General features: G+C 60.3%; 15 protein-coding genes and 1 pseudogene. 6 read left to right on the top strand and 10 right to left on the bottom strand.

Annotated features, from left to right (window positions below):
- Nucleotides 1-81 precede the first annotated feature (81 nt).
- Together ispA and A8O26_RS15760 are read right to left on the bottom strand one after the other, a co-directional pair.
- Nucleotides 82-969, bottom strand: a complete 888-nt coding sequence (gene ispA, locus A8O26_RS15765; protein ID WP_064118841.1) for a (2E,6E)-farnesyl diphosphate synthase — start codon at nucleotides 967-969, stop codon at nucleotides 82-84.
- Entirely contained in the window at nucleotides 966-1,208 is a 243-nt protein-coding gene (locus tag A8O26_RS15760) for an exodeoxyribonuclease VII small subunit (protein WP_003228627.1), read from the bottom strand. Before A8O26_RS15760 ends, ispA begins: the two co-directional genes overlap by 4 nt.
- Nucleotides 1,209-1,562: 354 nt before the next feature.
- Here A8O26_RS15760 and A8O26_RS15755 point away from each other — a divergent pair, with 354 nt between their 5' ends.
- From A8O26_RS15755 to A8O26_RS15730, 6 genes are read left to right on the top strand one after another with little or no spacing between them, the layout of a single operon-like run.
- Nucleotides 1,563-2,354 (top strand): YfaP family protein, encoded by a 792-nt coding sequence (locus A8O26_RS15755; protein WP_064118840.1) that lies wholly within the window; start codon nucleotides 1,563-1,565, stop codon nucleotides 2,352-2,354.
- Between the two features lie 36 nt (nucleotides 2,355-2,390).
- The gene (locus tag A8O26_RS15750) at nucleotides 2,391-4,103 is read left to right on the top strand and encodes a DUF2138 domain-containing protein (RefSeq protein WP_064118839.1); all 1,713 of its coding nucleotides are present in this window, start codon (nucleotides 2,391-2,393) and stop codon (nucleotides 4,101-4,103) included.
- Nucleotides 4,088-4,738: a DUF1175 domain-containing protein gene (locus tag A8O26_RS15745; RefSeq protein ID WP_034153738.1), complete on the top strand. Its 651-nt coding sequence runs from the start codon at nucleotides 4,088-4,090 to the stop codon at nucleotides 4,736-4,738. Before A8O26_RS15750 ends, A8O26_RS15745 begins: the two co-directional genes overlap by 16 nt.
- Complete coding sequence (locus tag A8O26_RS15740) at nucleotides 4,735-9,309, top strand: alpha-2-macroglobulin family protein (protein ID WP_081265202.1); 4,575 nt, start codon at nucleotides 4,735-4,737, stop codon at nucleotides 9,307-9,309. Before A8O26_RS15745 ends, A8O26_RS15740 begins: the two co-directional genes overlap by 4 nt.
- A gap of 1 nt (nucleotide 9,310) precedes the next feature.
- Complete coding sequence (locus A8O26_RS15735; protein ID WP_064118838.1) at nucleotides 9,311-10,930, top strand: DUF2300 domain-containing protein; 1,620 nt, start codon at nucleotides 9,311-9,313, stop codon at nucleotides 10,928-10,930.
- A 3-nt stretch (nucleotides 10,931-10,933) separates the two neighbouring features.
- Nucleotides 10,934-11,746 (top strand): YfaP family protein, encoded by an 813-nt coding sequence (locus tag A8O26_RS15730; RefSeq protein WP_064118837.1) that lies wholly within the window; start codon nucleotides 10,934-10,936, stop codon nucleotides 11,744-11,746.
- On the opposite strand, the gene A8O26_RS15725 is transcribed toward A8O26_RS15730, so the two are convergent.
- From A8O26_RS15725 to A8O26_RS15690, 8 genes and pseudogenes are all read right to left on the bottom strand, one after another.
- A complete protein-coding gene (locus A8O26_RS15725) occupies nucleotides 11,733-12,908 on the bottom strand; it encodes a GGDEF domain-containing protein (protein ID WP_064118836.1) in 1,176 nt (391 codons plus the stop codon). The two genes, A8O26_RS15730 and A8O26_RS15725, sit on opposite strands and share 14 nt — an antisense overlap.
- A 186-nt stretch (nucleotides 12,909-13,094) precedes the next feature.
- Nucleotides 13,095-14,669 (bottom strand): annotated as a pseudogene (locus tag A8O26_RS15720) (type VI lipase adapter Tla3 domain-containing protein); the annotation flags it as partial.
- Nucleotides 14,670-14,778: 109 nt separating this feature from the next.
- The gene (locus A8O26_RS15715) at nucleotides 14,779-15,516 is read right to left on the bottom strand and encodes a hypothetical protein (protein WP_064118835.1); all 738 of its coding nucleotides are present in this window, start codon (nucleotides 15,514-15,516) and stop codon (nucleotides 14,779-14,781) included.
- Nucleotides 15,517-15,976: 460 nt separating this feature from the next.
- Entirely contained in the window at nucleotides 15,977-16,723 is a 747-nt protein-coding gene (locus tag A8O26_RS15710; RefSeq protein ID WP_064118834.1) for a S24 family peptidase, read from the bottom strand.
- A gap of 223 nt (nucleotides 16,724-16,946) precedes the next feature.
- Nucleotides 16,947-17,474 carry an inorganic diphosphatase gene (ppa, locus tag A8O26_RS15705; protein WP_003205933.1) on the bottom strand — a complete coding sequence of 176 codons (528 nt, stop codon included), beginning with the start codon at nucleotides 17,472-17,474 and terminating at the stop codon, nucleotides 16,947-16,949.
- A gap of 112 nt (nucleotides 17,475-17,586) precedes the next feature.
- Nucleotides 17,587-18,399 (bottom strand): zinc-dependent peptidase, encoded by an 813-nt coding sequence (locus A8O26_RS15700; protein ID WP_064118833.1) that lies wholly within the window; start codon nucleotides 18,397-18,399, stop codon nucleotides 17,587-17,589.
- A 4-nt stretch (nucleotides 18,400-18,403) separates the two neighbouring features.
- Nucleotides 18,404-19,054, bottom strand: a complete 651-nt coding sequence (locus A8O26_RS15695) for a DedA family protein (RefSeq protein WP_064118832.1) — start codon at nucleotides 19,052-19,054, stop codon at nucleotides 18,404-18,406.
- 229 nt (nucleotides 19,055-19,283) lie between these two features.
- Nucleotides 19,284-19,745 carry a GNAT family N-acetyltransferase gene (locus A8O26_RS15690; protein WP_003228592.1) on the bottom strand — a complete coding sequence of 154 codons (462 nt, stop codon included), beginning with the start codon at nucleotides 19,743-19,745 and terminating at the stop codon, nucleotides 19,284-19,286.
- Between the last annotated feature and the right edge of the window lie 110 nt (nucleotides 19,746-19,855).

Raw genomic sequence — 19,855 nt, 5'->3', positions numbered from 1 at the left:
GTTATAGGTATAAAAGATGCGGCAGTTTACCTGATGCATCGCCCCCTGCCCACGCGTTGGTCTTTTTTGGCTGATTCGCCGTCAGTTGCGCCGCTCAACGATATACCGGGCCAGCTCACGCAATGGCTCGGCTGCCGCGTCAAACGGTCGCAGGGCGTGCAGGGCCTGATCGCGCAGTTCCAGCGCGTAGGTCTTGGCGGCGTCGAGACCGAGCAGCGCCGGGTAGGTCGGCTTGTCCCGAGCGATGTCGGCGCCCTGGCGTTTACCGAGGGTTTCGGTATCGCTTTCGACGTCGAGGATGTCGTCCTGCACCTGAAAGGCTAGGCCGATCGCCTGTGCATAAGTCTGCAGGGCCTTGAGTTCGTCCTTTTCGGCACGACCGCTGGCCAGCGCACCGAGTTTGACGCTGACTTCGATCAGCGCGCCGGTCTTGTGCCGGTGCATCTGTTCGAGGGCTTTCTGATCGAGTTTCAGACCCACCGAGCCGAGGTCGATGGCTTGGCCTCCCACCATGCCTGCCGGGCCTGCAGCCTGGGCCAGCGCGGTGACCATTTGCAGGCGGATGTCGCTGCTGCAATCGCTCAGGCGCGGATCGAGCAGGGCGCTGAAGGCCAGGCTCTGCAAACCGTCACCGGCAAGAATCGCGCAGGCTTCATCGAATTTTTTGTGGGTGGTCGGCTGGCCGCGGCGTAAATCGTCGTCGTCCATCGCCGGCAAATCGTCGTGCACCAGCGAATAAGCGTGGATCAACTCAACCGCGCAGGCCGCGCCGTTGGCTTGCTCAGCCTTGCCACCCAGTGCTTCACACGCCGCATAGGCGAGCAGCGGACGCACGCGTTTGCCGCCGTTCATCACGCTGTAGCGCATGGCTTCATAAAGCCGCGCCAACTCCGGCAGCGGCGCATTGAACAGAGTTTCCAGCGCTGCATTGACCCGGGTCTGGCTGGTCGCCGTGTACGCCGCGATCATTCTGGCTGTTCCGCGTCGAAGGGTTCCTCGGCGAGTTCGCCATCGCGCTCCAGCAGCACCTGCACCTTCTGCTCGGCTTGCGCCAGCGCTGCCTGGCAGTCACGGGTCAGGCCGATGCCCTGCTCGAAAGCGGTCAGCGAGTCTTCCAGCGACAATTCACCGTTCTCCAGACGCTCGACCAATGTTTGCAGGTCGGCGAGGGACTGTTCGAAATCCAGTGCAGCTTTTTTGCGGGCCATGGCGGCGATTTCCGGTTGACGTTAAACCGGCGCGACACTAGCAGATAGGGGGTTTATGGGCAAATGAGCAGGGTGCGACCGGGCCTTTTTCCTGAGGCGATTCTGGAAGGCTGAAACCTATTCGGCTCATTTTGTGAGCCGAATAATCTCTCTATTCGGCTCACACCCCTTAAAAAGCAGGTTTCCTACAGCAACAGCACATGTATCTGATTGTTAAAAAACCGCCGAATCGCTAATCTTCGCGCCTTCTACGACCCGATAGTCACGGGTCTTTCAGACGAAACGCAGTTTCACCGCTGTGAAGTACCGAGGATCGGGTGCAAGGTTTCGTTCAAGCATGGCAGGAGGCATTACATGCGTTCATTTCTTTTGCTGCTGATCGGGTTGGCCTGTGCGCCTGCGCTGATGGCCGCGCCGACGGCCGAGTTGTCGGAACCGGTCGGTGGCTGGCGCTATCACGGTCTGCTCGATCGCACGGAAAACCCGCAAGTCGCCTACCCGACGCCGCCAATCGATCGTGGCATCCAGCGCAATCGCACAATGATCCAGGGCGAGCTCAAGGCCATTGGGCATATGCGCCCGCCGCACAGCCTCGCGGTTAATGGCAATCCATTGAATCTGTACACCGACGATCAGGGCCGTTTCGCTCGCCCGTACGCGTTCGGCGCGGGCTCCAACAGTGTCGAAGTGATCAGCGCCGAAGGCCAGTCGCTCAAGCGCGTGCAATTTTATGAAGCAAATAACTTGCGCACGCCGGCGCGAATTCGTCTTGTCTTGGGATGGGACGACCCGAAGGCCGAGCTCGATCTGCACATTGTCACGCCCGATGGTCAGCATGCCTTCTGGGCGCAGCCGGCGCTGAGCAATGGCGGTGGCCTCGACCCGGATGGCGTCGATGGCCCGGGCCCGGAAATGTTCACCATGACCGCGCCGCTGCACGGCACTTATCTGGTTTACGTCAACTATTGGGGCAACTTCGGCAACGGCGGCTATAACTTCGAGGAGACCAGCAATCAAAACGAGGTGATCACCTCGCAGATCACCCTGGTGCTCAACGAAAACACCGTCGACGAAAAACGCGAAACGTTCATCGTGCCCCTGCGGGCGATCGGTGATCTGCTGCTGGTCAAGACTTTCAACTATTAAGCATCCCGCCACGGATGAAATCGGGTTTTGTTAACGATGAGTGATAACACTGTGACTCCAGTTGCCGCTACGCCAGCGACTCCACCTTCCCGGAAATGGCCGTTGCTGCTGGCCGGGCTGTGCCTGGTGGCCGGGGTGGCGGGCGGTCTTGGCTGGTTTTTGCACAAGCCCAAAGCGCCGCCGACGGATTTGGCCAGTGACAAGCTCGGCTTGAGCCGCCCTGACGCGTTGCTGGAAACCCGCTCGTTGAGCCAGTTGCCCAAGGACCTGCTGACGGTGCCGTTCCTCAAGGCCACGCTCACCGAAGATTTTGTCTTCTATTACGAGACCCACGCGGATCGCCTCGGCTTGATCGGCAGCCTGCGCCGGATCATCTACGAGCATGACCTGAAGCTGCAGGACAGCCTGATCGAACAGCTTTTCGATCAACCGGCTGACGTAGCGTTGTGGCGTGGCGCGGATGGTCGCTTGAAGGATTTTCTGCTGGTGATGGATCGCGGCGGGCTGGCGAAACTGCTCGAACCGCTGGCGAAAGTCGCGCTGGATGACACGCAGCTCAGTCAGATGGGCGAACTCAAAGTCGGCGGCGATAGCGTGCCGCTGTACCAACTGACCTATAACGCCAGCAAAGCCCTGCTGTTTGCCTCCCACGGCGACAAACTGGTGGTGCTGTCCAATCCGGCCAAGTACTACGACCCGCAAAGCGGCGCCTCTGAAGAGTCCGGCCACGTCTCGCCACAAGCGCTGGCGGCGTTGCTCAATGGCGAAAAACTGTTCCCTGAAGCGTTCGGCCTGCCGGCGAAAACCGCGGAAACCAAACAGCGCCTGTCGGTTAATTCCAGTGTTCTGGCCATGGGTTATCAGCGTTTCATCCCGAACTTCGCCGGGCTGCGTTTCGACATGGACGACAAGGGCTGGCACAGCTATCTGGCCATGGACGAACTGGATAACCAGCCAGACTTCGATTTCAAACCGGTCTGGCAAGCGATGCCGCTGGGTGCCAGTGCCTGCGTCACCTTGCCGGTCGCGGCCGAACCGCAAAAACCATTGTTGGTAAAACTCGGCGCCGAAGAAGCGGTGGCGCAAACGCTCACCGAACACGTGGCCGGCGCGGCAGGCCTGTGCTGGTACGCCGATTCGCGTTTGTACACGCCGTTGCTGGTGGCCAGCCTGAAAGATGAGGACAGCAGCAAACTCGATGGCGACCTCGGCAAGCTGTTCGGTTCGATGGTCGGTGCGTTCGAGGCCAACGTCGACGAAAACGTGTTCCCGGTAGTAGAGAAGCAGGAAGGCCAGAACCACGTCTGGCAGCGTCAGGTCAGCTCCAATTTCGGTCCGTACGCGGCGAAGACTGCGGAAAACCCGGACGCGATTTCCGGCAAGGCGTTCATGAAGGTCAGCCTCGCCCGTCATGGCTCGACCCTGCTGTTCTCCCTCGACGACAAACTCGTCGACAAGGCCCTCGGCACCCTCGACAAACGCTTCCCGCCGATGGCCGACGTGCTGCCCAAAGATGTACCGATGCCGATCTACTTCGGCCCGGATTCGATGGCGCAACTGATGCAGCAGGAAACCCTCGACAGCCTGCCGCAGGACATGGAGCCGGTGTTTTACAACGCCGCGCAAACCTACCTGATCCCGAAACTGCGCACCCTCGGCGGCTACGGCAAATATACCCTGACCTTGCCTGAAGGCAGCGAGCCCGATGGCCACTGGCAATGGTTGCCGCTGGAATGGAAAGCGCTGTGACCGCACTGATCCGCAGCCTCGGCTTGCTCGCGCTGTTACTCAGTGCGGGCGCCCGAGCCGTCGAAGCGCCAGCGCTGGATCCGGCGCAATCCCAGGTGTTTCGTGCCTGGTTCGTGCGCATCGCCCAGGAGCAACTGAGCCAGGGCCCGAGCCCGCGCTGGTATCAGCAGGACTGTGCCGGGTTGGTGCGCTTTGCCGCCAATGAGGCATTGAAGGTCCACGACGACAAATGGCTGCGCAGCAATGGCCTGTCCAATCGCTATCTGCCCCCGGAACTGTCGCTCAGCGATGAGCAGCGCAAGCTTGCCCAGCAATGGCAGCAGGGCGGCGGCAAGGTCGGGCCATACGTCAATGCGATCAAACTGATTCAGTTCAACAGCCACTTGGTTAGTCGCGACGTGTCGCAGGCACGGCCCGGTGATCTGATGTTTTTCGATCAGGGCGACGACCAGCACCTGATGATCTGGATGGGCCGTTACATCGCCTATCACACCGGCACCACTACCCCAACTGACAACGGCATGCGTTCGGCAAGCCTGCAGCAACTCATGACATGGAAGGACACCCGATGGATACCCGACGCAGCCAACCCCAACTTCATCGGCGTCTATCGACTGAACTTTCTCTCCCAATGACCGGTGCCCGCATGTTGCGACTCTGTTCCCGAATTCCTTTGCTGCTGGCGCTGTTGCTGCCAGTGGCCACCGTTAGTGCCGAAGATTCGGTCGAGCCGAGCGGCTATACGCCGGTCTCGGGCGAAAGCTTTTTCCTGCTGGCCGATAGCAGTTTCGCGGCCGACGAACAGGCGATGGTGCGCCTCGAAGCGCCGGGTCGTGACTACCGTCGTTTCCGCATGGAACCGTATGGCGGCGCCGACATCCGCGTGTACCGCATCGACAAGCCGCTGGATTTCCTCAAGCGCCAGAAGAACCTGCATCGCGTGGTCAGTGACGGTCAGTTCAAGGGCGAAGGCTTGTCCAACACCCTCGCTTACTTGTGGGACAACTGGTACCGCAAATCCCGTCGGGTGATGCAGCGCGCGTTCTCTTATGAATCGCGCAAACAGGTCACCGAAGAAGTGCCGGAACTGAAGATGGGCAACGCCATCGCCGCGCCGACACCGTACGACGCGCAGCCGCAATTTGCGCTGATTCCCGGTCTGCCGGTGGTCAGCCAGTTCCGTTATCCGTTGTGGCAGGCCAAGCCGATCGAGCCTCCGGCCGGGGTCAATCTGGCCGGGTCTTCCAGCGATTTCGTCAGCGTCGCGCCGGGCAACGTTTACATCCCGTTGGGCAATTTGAAGCCGGGTCTGTATCTGGTCGAAGCGCTGATCGGCAAGTACCGCGCGACCACCATGGTCTTCGTTTCCAATACCGTCGCGGTAAGCAAGATTGCCGGCGATGAATTGCTGGTCTGGGCTGCGCGCAAACACGAAGGCAGTTCGGTACCGAAGGTCAACGTGCTGTGGACCGATGGCCTCGGCGTGATGAGCAGCGGCGCTACTGACGCCGATGGTTTGCTGCGCCTGAAACACGTCAGCCCGGAGCGTTCGTTCGTGATTGGCGAGGACGAAGAGGGCGGTGTATTCGTCTCGGAAAACTTCTATTACGACAGCGAAATCTACGACACCAAACTGTATGCCTTTACCGACCGGCCGCTGTATCGCCCGGGCGATTGGGTGTCGCTGAAAATCGTCGGTCGCGAATTCAAGAATGCGCGGGATTCGGTGTTGCCGGGCGCGGCAGATGTCACGGTCAGCGTGCTCGATGCTACCGGTACCGAGTTGCAGCACCTCGATCTGAAACTCGATTCGAAGGCCGGCACTCAGGGCCGTTTCCAGTTGCCGGACAACGCGGTGGCGGGCGGTTACGAGATTCGTTTCAACTATAAGGATCAGGCTTACAGCAGCGCCTTCCGTGTGGCCGAATACATCAAGCCGCATTTCGAGATTTCGCTGAATCTGGCCAAGCAGGATTACCGCACCGGCGAACCGGTCAAAGGCAGTCTGGTGTTGCTCTACCCGGACGGCAAACCAGTGGCCAACGCCAAACTGACCTTGAGCCTGCGCGCCCAGCAACTGTCGATGGTCGACAACGAGCTGCAATACCTCGGGCAATTCCCGGTGGAACTGACCAGCACCGAACTGACCACCGACAGCAAAGGTAACGCGACTCTCGACCTGCCGGCGGCCGACAAACCGAGCCGCTACATGCTTACCGTGTTCGCCAGCGATGGCGCGGCGTATCGGGTCAAGACCACCAAGGAAATCCTCATCGACCGTGGCGCCGCGAGTTTTCTCTTGAGCGCGCCGCAACGCTTCAGTGCGGTCGGCGACAAGGTTGCGTTCAGCTACGCCAACGAAGGCGGCAGCGAGCAAAGCAAAGCGGTGACGCCGAGCACGTATGGCTGGGTGCGTCTGGAAGACCAGAGCACTGGCGAAGGCAAACTGGCGGCGACGGATAAAGGTTTCAGTCTGGCCTTTGAGCGTCCGGGTACCTACAACCTGACCTTGAAAGATCAACACGGTCGCGTGCTCGGTGCCACTGGGCATTCGGTCACTGGCGACGGCGTCAAAGCGGTGCCGGGCACCGTGGAAATCGTCCTCGACAAGCCTGAGTACAAGGCGGGCGATGAAGCGCTGGCGCTGATCACGTTCCCGGAGCCGGTCAGCGATGCTCTGCTGTCGCTGGAGCGCGACAAGGTCGAAGCCACCGCGCTATTGGCCAAGGGCGGCGACTGGCTGAAACTGGAAAAACTCAGCGACACCCAATACCGCGCGCGCATCCCGGTGAAGGACAACTTCGCGCCGAACCTGACCTTCTCGGTGCTCTACACCAAGGGCGGGCAGTACAGCTTCCAGAACGCCGGGATAAAAGTGGTCGCGCCGCAAATCGACGTGGCGATCAGCACCGACAAAGCGGTGTATCTGCCGGGCGACACGGTCACGGTTGACCTGACTACGCAGTTCGCCGGCAAAGCGGTTCCGGCGCATCTGACCGTCAGCGTCGTCGACGAAATGGTCTACGCGCTGCAACCGGAAGTCGCGCCGACCATCGACCAGTTCTTCTACCACCCGCGCCGTAACAACGTGCGCACCAGCGCCAGCCTGTCGTTCATCAGTTACGACGTTGCTTTGCCGGGCAGCCCCGGCGCACCCGGCAAAGCCAACCGCAGCGAGCGCGGGGTGAAAGTGCTGGAACGTCCGCGTCGTGAGGACGTCGACACCGCCGCGTGGCAGCCGGAGTTGTTGACCGGTGCCGACGGCAAAACCCGCTTCACCTTCAAGATGCCGGACTCGCTGACCCGCTGGCGCATCACTGCCCGCGCGATCGCCGATGACGGTCAGGTCGGGCAGAAGAAGCAATTCGTCCGTTCGGAAAAACCGCTGTACCTGAAGTGGAGCGGCCCGAGCAAATTCCGCAAAGGCGATCAACCGCAACTTGGTGTGTTCGCGTTCAGTCAGGCCGATAAACCGGTCAAGGCTGAACTGGTCACTCACTACGCCGGTGCCGAACAACGCCTGCCGGTAACCCTGAACAACGGCATCAATTACCTGCCGCTGCCGGCGTTCGCCCTGGCTTCCGGCGAGTGGACGGCGGAGTTGGTGCAGGACGGCAAAACCGCCGACTCCCTTGCCGTGCGCCTGAGTGCGACCGGTGACGGCTGGCAAGTGACGCAGACGCAAAGTCTTGATGTCGCCAGTGGTGACACGCCGTTGAGTCTGCCGGCCGACGCCACGGATATTCGTTTGCGTCTGGATGACAGTCCGCAAGCGCTGTTCCGTTCGGCTCTTGATGATCTGCTCAGCTATCCGTACGGCGGCGTCGAGCAGACGGCCAGTCGTTTGCTGCCATTGAGCATCGCTTATCCGTCGCTGGCGTCGAATCCGCAGATCCGTGATCGCTTGCGCCTGATCATGCAGAACAGCCGTCTGCGTCTGGTGCAAATGGCCGGGCCATCGGCGAGCTTCACCTGGTGGGGGTACGACGGTGAGCCGGATGCTTTCCTCACTGCCTACGCCTATTACGCCGACTGGAACGCCAGCCAAGTGCTGGAGCTCACCCTACCGCCGGAGCACTGGCAGCGTGTGCTGGAGGTGTACGCCAAGCAGGCGCCGAACACGCCGTTGCTGCAACGGGCGCTGATTCTGTCGTTCGCCAAGCAGATGCATTTGCCGGTGAACACACTGCTCAGCGGCTTGATGGACGATCTGGCCAAGGCCGGTGAAGGCAATGCCGAAACCATGCTCGACGATGGTGAAGACAGTCTGGTGATGAGTGATCCGGATTCGGCGCTCGGTCTGGCGGCAGCGCGGGTGTTGACCGCTTCGTTGGCCACGCAATCGAAAGTGGCCTTGCCAGACGCGTTCAATCGTCAGGTGGCGGCTGCGCAACAGCGTCTGTCGGTCAGTTCGCAGCCGTTTGCCGAAGCGTTGAACCTGTCGCTGCAACCGTTCGATCAGGCCCATGCGCAAGCGTTACTGCAACGTCTGCTGCCTCAGCAATCAACCCTTGAACGTGCGCTGGCGCTGACCTGGCTGCAACGCAGCATCGCTCAGGCTTCGCCGACCATTGCCCTGACACCGGGTGAAGGCTGGAAGAAAAACTACGGTGCCAGCGGCGAGATGTACTGGACGTGGCAAGGCGCGACACCAGTGCCTAGCGTGTTGACCGTGTCGGGCACACAAGAGCGTCCGCTGCGTGCGGCGCTGAGCTTCCAGACCCAACAACCTGCGGTCGATCCGATGGCCGTGACCATCACCCGTCGCCTGTCGCGACTGGTACCAGGCGACGAAGCGTTCACCTTCAAACTGGAGCCGGTCGGCAGCAAGCCGCTGTCCAGCGACAGTCTGTATCTGGACGAAGTGATCCTCACCAGCAAAGCGCCGAAACCGCTGCGCTACGGCATGCTCGAAGTGCCGCTGCCACCGGGTGCCGATGTCGAGCGCACGACGTGGGGCATCAAGTTGCAGGGCAAGGACGGCACCGAACCGACGGCGCTGGAGAAAGCGCGCTTCGAACCGGGTCAGTTGGCTTATGCGGTGCCGGTCGATGCGTTGAGCGGTGAGTTGCGCCTGCGCCATCTGGTGCGCTTCTCACAGAAGGGCCAGTTCAACCTGCCGCCGGTGCGTTTCAAGCAAGTCTACGCACCGCAGCATCAGGCCCAGGAAGCGAAAGCGGCCCTCGGTCAGGTCACGGTCAACTGACATGACCCGGCCGCTGCTGTGGCTGCTGATGTGTGTGATGCCTGCGCTGGCGACGGCGCAGGATGAGCCGCTGCGCGTGGCATACAAGGGTGAGTTGTTGTCGTTGAGTCAGACGCAACTGATCAAGCGTGAACCGTTGCCGTCGTCACTGGATACACCGCTGGGCAGTTTGTGGAAGTTGTTTGTCTACGCATGGCTGGTGGACACCGGCGCGCGCGAACCGGCTTATGAATGTCGCGGACAGTCGAAGGAAGAGGTTTATTGCTGCACGGCGGGCGGCAAGATCGAACGCGATCAGGCGTTGGTTAAGTCGTGTGGGTTGTATTTCGAGCCTGCGCGGTTGGGCATTTCTTCTGCCGATTGGCGGGCGTACTGGCAGGCGCGACAGGCTCCGTCGTGGTTGCTGGATTTGCCGTCGGTGCAACCGGCTCAACGGGTTTCCGTGGTTGAGTTATTGAAGGTATTGGCCGTGTTGCCGGCGCAGGATCAGGCGCGTCGAGTGCTTCTCGATGTGGTGCTGAATGCGGCGGACGGCAATGTCGTGGGTGAATTGGGCGGGCGCTTGCGGGTGAAAACCTGGAGCTGGCTTGGCGATCAGGACCCGCAATCGCGGCAGGGTGGGTTTGCTGGCTGGACAGCTGATGGCTCGCCGATCTGGGCGGGCGGACGTGGCACCAGCCAGATGGTCTTGCGCCATTACGGCCAGGGGTTGGCGACCGTTTTGCCAGCGGTATGGCCGGCAGAGGCGGGGCGTTGTGTTGAAGTCGGGTTGTTCTCGCGTTATCCGGTTACGCGGGTTCTAACTGGCGAGCGGGTGGTGACTTCCGGCCCGTTACAAGGCGATTACCGCGTCGAATTCGCCAATGGCAACGCGCTGGATATCCACAGTGACGGCGAACTGTTTCTGCTCAACGACAAACTCGTCGCCAGGCTTGATCGCGAAGAATACGTCGCCCGCGTCCTTGAGCGCGAAGCCAAACCGGAACCTGCCGAAGCCGCCAAGGCGTTGGCCGTGGCGATTCGCACGTATCTGCTGCAAAACGCCACGCGCAACGGCGACTGCCTGAGTATCGATGACAGCAGCAATCGCCAGCGCGTCGCACCACGGCCAGCTTCGGTGGAATCACGCAACATCGCGGCGTGGACAGCGGATCTGGTGCTGGCCGGTAGCACCGTCACCTATCACTCCGATCAACCCGGCCCGGACAAACTCGCCTGGCAACAAGCCGTCGAGCAGGCTAACGCCGGTCAACGTTACGACGCGATTCTGCTGCACGCCTACCCGCGCGCCAGCCTTAGCCGTTGGGACAACCCGGTTGCTTCCTGCGAAGCGCTGCCCACCGCGCAAGACTGGCTGCAAAAACAGCGACGCGGCTGGCGCCCGAAGCTGGAAAGCGAAACCGGCTACAACGAAGTCAGCACATTCGCCGTGTGCAAACTCGCCTTCGGCCGGCCCTTCGTCGACCGTGAACGCCAACGTATTTACGTACGTGGCGTGCTGACCCTGCAGGATCGCCTCGACCTGACCCACGAATATCTGCACCTGGCCTTTGAAGCACACCCCAATGGCCAGGATGAAACCTACATCGAAGGGCTCGCCCGTCATCTTTTGCTGGAATAGACCATGACACTCCGTTATCCACAGGTCTTGTTGCTGCTCTGCACGTTGACCGCACTAGCGCCGGCCATCGCTGCCGACAGCGACAAACTCGACACCCCGGTCGGCGGCTGGCGCAGCGGCGCCCCCGAAGGCGAGGGCGAAAGCTTTCGCCAGACCGTCAACTACCCGGCCTCGTCGGTCAACACCCCGGTCGGCCAGGCCAACACTGCCCGCATCAGCGGCGACATCAAAGCCTCGCCCAAAAGCAACGAGCCCGGCCGACTGATCGTCAACGGCGTGAGCATGCCGCTGAAAATTGACGACAGCGGCCACTTCGATCGTCCGTTCTCCTTCCCCAATGGCAGCAACAGCGTCGAAGTGCGCAGCCCCGACGGCCAACAACGCCACCGCACGCAATTTCTCAACACCAGCGGCGGCGCCACCCCGGCAAAACTGCGCGTACTGCTGGCGTGGGACAGCGACGGCACCGACCTTGACCTGCACCTCGTCACCCCCGACGGCGCACACATCTGGTACGGCAACCGCGTCGCACCCAACGGTGCAGCACTCGACGTTGACGTCACCACCGGCTACGGCCCGGAAATCTTCGCCATGCCGGCGCCGATCAAGGGCCAGTATCTGGTGTATGTGAATTACTACGGCGGTGGCTATCGCGGGGATGAGGATGGCGGCGATGAGGCGGTGCAGGCGCTGACCACCGCGCAGGTGACGGTGATTACTGAAGAAGGCACACCGAACGAGAAAATGGAGACGTTTCTGATCCCGATGCGCGCGGTGGGGGAGCTGACGCTGGTGAAGTCGTTCAGTTATCCGTGAGACTCAGGTACAGCGAGCGCAACGTCTGCACACGATTGCGCCCCTGATCCTTGGCACCGTACAGCGCCTGATCGGCTTCCGAGAGCAGGCGGGACAAGTCGTAGCCGGATTCGCGAGTGGTTACTACGCCGATGCTGACGCTGAGCAACCCCGGCTCAAGAATCGACAATTGCGAAAAGGAGCGGCGGATTCGCTCAGCAATCTCCAGTGCAGTCTGCTCGTCGCAGTCGCTGAGAAGGCAAGCAAACTCCTCACCGCCGATCCGCCCGCAAACATCTTCCTTGCGCAGGCTCTCGACCACGATCCGGCCAAACGCGATCAACGCCTGATCCCCAACGGGATGGCCATAGGTGTCATTCAGGCGCTTGAAGTTATCCAGGTCGCACAGCAACAACGCTGCCGGTTCCCCGTATTGCTGACTTTCGGCAAGCAACTGCCCGGCGTTCATCATGAACGCGCGACGATTGCCAATGCCCGTCAGCGGATCGCTGAACGCCGCCGCTTTGAGCTTGAGCTCTGCACGCTCCTTGACCATCGCCAGCGTGATGTAGGCAATGCCGATGACATAGAGCATCGACTCGAACAGCATGAACGAGAAAAACGGCACGCCCTCGCCACTGCCCAGCAAAGCTTTGGTCACCGGCAGCCCTTCATCGGTCGCACTGCGAACCGCGTAGAACACGGTGTGCAAAACGGTCAGCACCAGCGCCGGCATAAACGCGACGTCCAGGGTGTGGCGGCTGCGCCAGAGCTCCAGCGTGGTCATCACGCCGTAACCGAATGCCAGCAAGGAGTAGATTAGAACCCGATTGGGCATCGACTCGTAGAAGGCGGGAATCAGGCACAACGTCAGCCAGGCGAACGCCCCCGCCATAATGCCGGACACTGAAGGCCTGCGCCCGACCAGCGTGCGCATGGCCGTCCAGTTCATTGCGGCGCTGAGCAGTAAAATCACATTGCCAAACACAATGGGAATCAAGTCGACGCCTCGATCACGCCAACTGACCAGCACCACGCCCAGGGCGCCCAGCAGCATCATGCTGCCGAGATAGGCAAGCGGCGGCTCGCGGGTTTCGCGATACCAGGCGTGCAGCGTCAACAACCCCATCAAAAAGAAGACGAAGACCGAAACGACCAGCAGGGTCGGGATATGCAGGGCCATTCCATGGATTCCCGTGAGGCTCAATACCGGAATCCGGCCGGGGTCGGGGATGCGGGTAAAAACAGAGGGCGGTGACAGGGCTGGATTTAGCACCGAGCCATTGCAATTGGCAAGTGTCGGTTGCCGAATGACACAGCGGAACCGCCTAAAGGCTCACGCCGTATCCGCGGTTCACGGGGCTGAATAGGTACTGGCGGAGGATGGCATCAAGGTGACGCTGAAGTGCTCGTTGCCCACTGGTTTCTTTCCGGGTGTTGGAGAGGTTACGGCGATGATCGTCGCCTGATCCTGACGGCGCATCGGCATCACCACGCTGGTGTCGGCATTCAAGTAGCTGGCCATCGTCGCGAGCGTGAGCCCGACAAAAGGCGAAGCCGAGCCAGTGTCACCCAAGCGCTGAGTAAGGTCGTAACCCGCGCGCGAATCGAGCAGGTTCAGCGAACTGTGTGTTGCGTTGAGCGCTGGCAACAGCTGCGCCATTGCCGTGGCGTTCGAGCCACTGTCGAAGAACAGCCGGGTGGGCTTTTGCGTGAGCCCGGCCGTTGCCTCGTTCCAGCCAGCGGCCAGCTTCAGCGTCATCGCCTCACGCTTCAGCGGTTCGCCGTTATTCGGCCGCCGCAGCGACACGCTGACCGGCCGATGCAGCCTGGCCAGTACCGGCAGCGCATCCCATTGCTCGAACGCACGCTGGGTCCAGGGTTGAGGAATGAACGGCGAGGGCTGAAACGCCACGGCGGGTTTGCGTGCTCCCCAACCGGTGAACTCCGGGTCGATTCTGTTCTCGTTGATCCTGGCAAACTGAGCGTAGTAACGCAGCCATTCAACGCGCTCGGGGCGCCCGACGACCATGGCGACCATCGAGTCGGTGAGCTCACCGGGCTTACGCGGCCCGGGCCCACCAATCAGCGGCGCTTTTTTTGCGGAGAGGGCAAACGACATGCTGAAGCCCTCTACGTTGTAGATCAGCACGGCGGGGAGGTCGGGGTTTTGCTCGAACAACTGGAATAACGCTTCCAACAGACCTTCAGGGGTGTCGTTGCAGACTATGCCGTCTTGCAGATTACGCACGCGATGCCAGTGCAGGCCCGCCTCCGTGCGGTAAGAGTCGACCATGCCTGAGAGCATCTTTCGGGTTCTATCTGGAGAGAAGCGCAGGTTCGGCGTAGCGGGGTTCCAGCCTCGGACCACGGTGATGGTGGGAATGGGCCATTTCTCCACGAAGTCGCGTAAACCCAGTTCGAGCGCGTCAGCCTTGCGCTTTTCGTAGGCCAGGTCCTTGTCGTCGCTATCCACTGGGTATTTTCCTGGATCGGTCGGCAGGATGCTGCCCGCGTGCAGGGAATCGGCCTGTTTCGCATTCTGCTCCTGCAAGGCTTTCCAGACCTGACCCTGCCGGAATACATCGAGACTTATGCCGACGGCGAGCACATCCAGAGTGCCTAGACGGGGCGAAGTGGCTGGCGCGCGGTAACGGTCATTCACGGGCATGGTTGGCGCTTCATTGGCCGAAGTGTAGGGCGTGACGGTGGAGGGTGGACTGACAAAGCAACGAGTGAGCGTCAGCGGCTGTTCAGCCGCTTGAGGCAGAGGGCCGGTCAGGAAAAAACCGATGAAAAGCAGGCAGGCAGGATTGATAGGCAGGCGGTTTTTGCGCTTGCGACGCAGGCTGGCCGTGCCGCCATCGTCGGCGCACCGGCTGTCGCTATCCAGTGTGCGCAAAGGGGCGAAGCAGACTTTCTTTACTTGAGTTGCGTCGGTCATCGTGTGTTTCTTCCTTGAAAGTTACCCCGTGGCTGACCTTTCACGTTGATCCCCGACCATGATGACCATCGTGCGGGGGCAAACTCATGACAGCTTTGCTCGCGGCCGCTTATTGACGGTGCGCCTCGAATACGTAGGGGTTTCCCGGGTCCGGGAAGTGCAGCAGGTACTGCGCAACCGGCGTTTTACCATCGGACAGCCGATAATCCATTTTCAGACCGAGAGGGCTGTTTTCCAGCTCTGGACCCAGATAGGAATTGTCCGGATAACTGAACTGGTTCCGCGGCGCCCTGCGAATGCCTGCACAGGACGCAAACAGCGGCGGTAGTGCGTAAAGGTGTCGCTCGTGCACCAACAGCACCTGAGTGTAGCGAACACCGTGGCCACTGCTCACATACTGCATCTCGACACACGTCGAGGTGCCATGGCGCCAAACCGTAGCCGACGCCAGATTTTCCGGGTCGACGGGATCATTTGTGCGCCATGCCGGTGGCGCGAAGTTGCTGGCGTCGCGCAGTAGCCAACGCTGTTTGCCGATCATCAGGGCCTCGCCATCGAAGACAATCTCGGGCATGCCTTTGGGCGGGCTGAGAGCCAGATCTTCGGGGGCGCTCCACTGCGCCTGGTCATAACGTTCAAACGCCGGGCGCATGGCATTGACCCAAAGGCAGTGCCTCGGTGATTCCGAGCAGGGCATGCTCAGTTCGGTCCCGGGCCCTGTAAACAGGTTGCTGCCCAGCGACTCATAAAAAGCACGGTAATCACTGAATTGTACCGGGGCTGCCTTCGCCAGAAAGGACAGGCTCGCGCCACTAAACAGGATCAGACAACGGGTAAGTTTGCTCATCGATGCCCCTTGGCGCCGGATGCCTATTGATGTCACCGGAAATGACGGCATGCAAATCGTTTTTTCGATGTCGGCTGTGGACTGATACGTGTGCGAATAATGTGGGGACGGGTTTATTTCAGACATTAAAAAGCCGGCTTGTGGCCGGCTTCTCGGGGACTGGCTTGGCCTATTTTTGGTAAGCCTTGCCAGCCTTCAAAACGTACATCCGGATCTGCGTCCGGCTGTGGGACTTGGTCAGACGTTGGTCTGCCGCGTCGGGCGCTGCCTGAGCCGCGGGGCGGGTCGATGCGCAAATGTGGGGCGCAGGATACTGAGTTTTGCCTGGGATTCCCAGTCTGAAGTGCGGTTTAGAGCGACTTCTTCGCCAGAAATCCGGGATTTGTACCGATTGTCCGGGCCTCTTCGCGAGCAGGCTCGCTCCCACAGGGATTGTGCAAAGTAGAAAAGGCGCACCGGATCAAAGAAACGGCACCACCGGCCGCCGTTTGCTCACTGTCGACCACCAGAACACCCAGCCCAATATATGAATTCGCTGCTCTTCGATTTGCGCCGGATGGAACACTTCGTCCGGGTATTCGCTGTTGTTGTGGCTGCGCAGGCGCAAGCCGTTGCCGGGCATGCGGTGCAGGTATTTGATGCGTAGCATGCCGTCGTGTTCGATGGCGTAGATTTCGCCGTCGACGACTTGGGTCAGGCCGCGGTCGATGGCGACGACGGAGCCATCTTCGATGCGCTCGGCCATGCTGTTGCCGATCATGTGCGCGCAGATGGCGTCTGTATGGCGAATGTCCAGTTTGTCGAGGTGCGCGCGCAGCAGGCGAATGGATTGGTCCGGGTCATGGATGACGTGTGTTTTGCCGGAGCCGTTGGTGAGCGGCGTTTCCTTGAAGAAGGCCAGGTCGATGTCGTTGGGATTGATGAACCGATAGGCGCCCTGAGGATCGTGGGCGTCGTAGGTGTCGCCGTTGCTGGCAGGGGGTGTCAGGCTCGGCGATTCCTTGGCGCCTTCGCCGGTTTTCAGCCATTCGCTGTTGACGGACAGCAGGCGTGAGACTTCTTCCATGCGATACGCCGGGACGCCCCGGGTGTACCAGTTGTGGACATTTTGGGCTTCCGTGCCCCAGAACTTTGCGAAACCCGTCGTCGAGATGTTCGCAGCTTCCAGGAGTGCCTTGAATCTTGGACCGCTAGTGTTCTTTCTCATAAACACGGAGTCTACGGCCGTGCTAGAGCAGTTTGAATAAACCGGGCGTTCAAAAACGGGCTGAATTTTGCGACGGGATGTAAGACGTTCTTGTGGGAAATTACACAGGTTAAAACTTTTCTGTAGTCCGCTATAAACACTCTGTTTAAGGCAGCTTTTCACAGGCACAAAAAACCCCGGATCAACCGGGGTTTTCTTCAAGCATCACGCGTAGCGCGGGAGCTTAGCCTTTGTAGGCGGCAACCGACTTGGTGATTGCTTCGCGGGCGGCGTCTGCACCGGCCCAGCCTTCGATCTTGACCCATTTGCCTTTTTCGAGATCTTTGTAGTTCGCGAAGAAGTGCTCGATCTGCTGGATCAGCAGTGGCGGCAGGTCGGTGTATTCCTTCACGTCGACGTACAGCTGGGACAGCTTGTCGTGTGGCACTGCGATGACTTTGGCATCGCCGCCGCCGTCGTCGGTCATGTTCAGGATGCCGACTGGACGTGCGCGGATCACCGAGCCTGGAGCAACCGGGTAAGGGGTCACAACCAGCACGTCGAGGGGATCACCGTCGTCAGCCAGGGTGTTCGGGATGTAACCGTAGTTGGCCGGGTAGAACATTGGGGTGGCCATGAAACGGTCAACGAACAGGCAATCGCTGTCTTTGTCGATTTCGTATTTGATCGGCGCGTGGTTGGCCGGAATCTCGATCGCGACGTAGATGTCGTTCGGCAGGTCTTTGCCAGCCGGAATCTTGCTGTAGCTCATTGGGCGTTGCCCCCGTAGTTGACCAAAAACACTTGGCCGGATTGACCAAAAAGTGGCGGCGATTATAGGCATATTCTGCCGTCGACGCCATGTACCGAAAGTCGTGCAGCGCTTAGTCGTGCGCCTGATAGACCGGGTCTGTGGCCTGAAGTTGCCGCAACCTGCCCAACGGGTCCTGACGGTAGAAAAGCTGTAGCTGCGCATAGACCTGTGGATAAGCCTCGTGCAGCAGATCCGGGGCGCTGAAAAAGTACTCGCTGGTGACGGCGAAGAACTCGGCGGGGTTTTCCGCCGCATACGGATCGATGGCGGTTTCGGCATCAGGGTTGCGATCGAGCTGACGGTTGAGGTCGTCGTAGGCGTGTTGCATCACCTCGGCCCAGTCGCTGACGCGCATGTCGGCGTGCAGCGGCGGCAGGCCGTTGGCGTCACCGTTGAGCATGTCGAGTTTGTGCGCCAGTTCGTGGATCACCAGGTTGTAGCCTTCCCAGCCACCACTGGCCATCACGCCGGGCCAGGCGAGGATGATCGGCCCCTGTTGCCAGGCTTCGCCGCTGTGCTCGCCGTCCCATTCGTGTTCGACACCGCTGGCGTCGCGGTGACGTTGCGGGCTGAGGAAGTCGTCGGGATACAGCACGATCTCATGAAACCCCTGATACCAGTTCAAATCGCCCAGATGCAGCAGCGGCAATTGCGCCTGCGCCGCGAGCAACAGGCGTTGTTCCTGATGCAGTTCGACGCCGGGCAGGGCGGTCAGGTGTTTGTCGTCGAGGAAGAGTACGCAGGCTTCGCGCAGCCACTGATCTTCGGCAGCGCTGATGCCGTCAAGAAAGCTCAGGTGATGGCGCACCCGTCGCCACATTTCATCGGCAATCGGGTGCTTTGCCAGCAGGCGCCGGCGACGCCAGGCGCTCAGCGACCACATCGGCTTAGTGTGATTGGGCTTTGGTGCCGCCGAATCGGCTGCGAACCACGCCGATGATCATCGGGACCAGCGACAACAGGATGATGCCAACGACCAGCAACGACAGGTTTTTCTTGATGAATGGCACGTTGCCGAAGAAATAACCCAAGGTCACCAGACCGCCAACCCACAACACCGTACCGAACACGCTGAAACCGAAGAACCGCGGGTAGGGCATCTTCGCCACACCGGCGACGAACGGCGCAAAGGTGCGGATGATCGGCAGGAAGCGCGCCAGCGTCACGGTCTTGCCGCCGTGCTTGTCGTAGAAGTCGTGGGTTTGTTGCAGGTAATCGCGACGGAAAATTTTCGAGTTCGGGTTGCTGAACAGCTTTTCGCCGGCCGTTCGTCCGATCACGTAGTTGGTGCTGTCGCCGAGTATGGCCGCGAGCATCAGCAGACCGCCCAGCAGCACCGGATCCATGCCGCCGCCTGCAGCAACGGCGCCGGCGATGAACAGCAACGAATCACCCGGCAGGAATGGCATCACCACCAGACCGGTTTCACAGAAAATCACCAGAAACAGGATGGCGTAGATCCATGGCCCATAGTTGTTCACTAGCAAATCGAGGTAAACATCGAGATGCAGGATAAGGTCGAGCGGGTTGAAATCCATGGGGGCACCTGTTTGACGGCCCGACTCGGCAGGCCTGTGCGGATGACTTCGTGTAAGCCTACAAGCGGGTGTAGTTTTTCTTACAAGCCGGAAAGATCGGGATTATACGGTCTGAAGGATGAAAAGCGCGTTGGTTTTGTAGCGAGGGATGTCGAGGTGTGAACAATTGTCAGCAAGCAGTCGGCGTGCCTGAGGGAGCGGGCTCCCTCATCACACGTTTCATTGACAGTCAGAGTTCGTCGCTGATCGGCAGCACGTAGTTCTTGAACTCGGTGTCTTCCTTGAACCCGATGGATTCATAGGTTTTCTGCGCGACTTCGTTGTTGCTGCTGGTGGAGACGCGCATGCGCACGGCCTGGGTTTCCTTGGCCATTTTCTTCGCGGTGCGGATCAGGTTGTCGGCGACCAGTTGGCGGCGGGCATCTTCGGCGACATAGATGTCGTTGAGGATCCATACGCGTTTGAGCGACAACGAGGAAAAGCTTGGATAGAGCTGACAGAAACCCATCAGTTTTTTGTCGTCATCATCGGCCAGGGCCAGATAGATCACCGATTCCTTGCGGCGCAGGCGTTTTTCGAGGAACGCGCGGGAGGAATCCGGGTAAGGCAGGGAACCGTAGAACTCGCGATATTTGACGAACAACGGAGTCAGTAAATCCAGATGTTCGAGGGTCGCTTGAATAATCCGCATGATAGGTCTCGTCTTCAAGTGGCTGTCTTCAACTGCTCTGACGGCGATGGGAAACCCGTGCGGCCGTGCATCGATCCTGCCTGAAACCTGCGCAGAAACGCAATGCGGAA

This window comes from Pseudomonas fluorescens (assembly GCF_001648775.1).
Lineage (GTDB): Bacteria > Pseudomonadota > Gammaproteobacteria > Pseudomonadales > Pseudomonadaceae > Aquipseudomonas > Aquipseudomonas fluorescens_M.
The sequence above is the reverse complement of the archived record's forward strand: the minus strand, read 5'-3'. Positions and strand labels throughout refer to the sequence as shown.

Excerpts from the sequence above, each read along its gene's own strand:
- ispA (WP_064118841.1), bottom strand. The coding sequence starts at position 969 with ATGATCGCGGCGTACACGGCGACCAGCCAGACCCGGGTCAATGCAGCG.
- A8O26_RS15760 (WP_003228627.1), bottom strand. The coding sequence starts at position 1,208 with ATGGCCCGCAAAAAAGCTGCACTGGATTTCGAACAGTCCCTCGCCGAC.
- A8O26_RS15755 (WP_064118840.1), top strand. The coding sequence starts at position 1,563 with ATGCGTTCATTTCTTTTGCTGCTGATCGGGTTGGCCTGTGCGCCTGCG.
- A8O26_RS15750 (WP_064118839.1), top strand. The coding sequence starts at position 2,391 with ATGAGTGATAACACTGTGACTCCAGTTGCCGCTACGCCAGCGACTCCA.
- A8O26_RS15745 (WP_034153738.1), top strand. The coding sequence starts at position 4,088 with ATGGAAAGCGCTGTGACCGCACTGATCCGCAGCCTCGGCTTGCTCGCG.
- A8O26_RS15740 (WP_081265202.1), top strand. The coding sequence starts at position 4,735 with ATGACCGGTGCCCGCATGTTGCGACTCTGTTCCCGAATTCCTTTGCTG.
- A8O26_RS15735 (WP_064118838.1), top strand. The coding sequence starts at position 9,311 with ATGACCCGGCCGCTGCTGTGGCTGCTGATGTGTGTGATGCCTGCGCTG.
- A8O26_RS15730 (WP_064118837.1), top strand. The coding sequence starts at position 10,934 with ATGACACTCCGTTATCCACAGGTCTTGTTGCTGCTCTGCACGTTGACC.
- A8O26_RS15725 (WP_064118836.1), bottom strand. The coding sequence starts at position 12,908 with ATGGCCCTGCATATCCCGACCCTGCTGGTCGTTTCGGTCTTCGTCTTC.
- A8O26_RS15715 (WP_064118835.1), bottom strand. The coding sequence starts at position 15,516 with ATGAGCAAACTTACCCGTTGTCTGATCCTGTTTAGTGGCGCGAGCCTG.
- A8O26_RS15710 (WP_064118834.1), bottom strand. The coding sequence starts at position 16,723 with ATGAGAAAGAACACTAGCGGTCCAAGATTCAAGGCACTCCTGGAAGCT.
- ppa (WP_003205933.1), bottom strand. The coding sequence starts at position 17,474 with ATGAGCTACAGCAAGATTCCGGCTGGCAAAGACCTGCCGAACGACATC.
- A8O26_RS15700 (WP_064118833.1), bottom strand. The coding sequence starts at position 18,399 with ATGTGGTCGCTGAGCGCCTGGCGTCGCCGGCGCCTGCTGGCAAAGCAC.
- A8O26_RS15695 (WP_064118832.1), bottom strand. The coding sequence starts at position 19,054 with ATGGATTTCAACCCGCTCGACCTTATCCTGCATCTCGATGTTTACCTC.
- A8O26_RS15690 (WP_003228592.1), bottom strand. The coding sequence starts at position 19,745 with ATGCGGATTATTCAAGCGACCCTCGAACATCTGGATTTACTGACTCCG.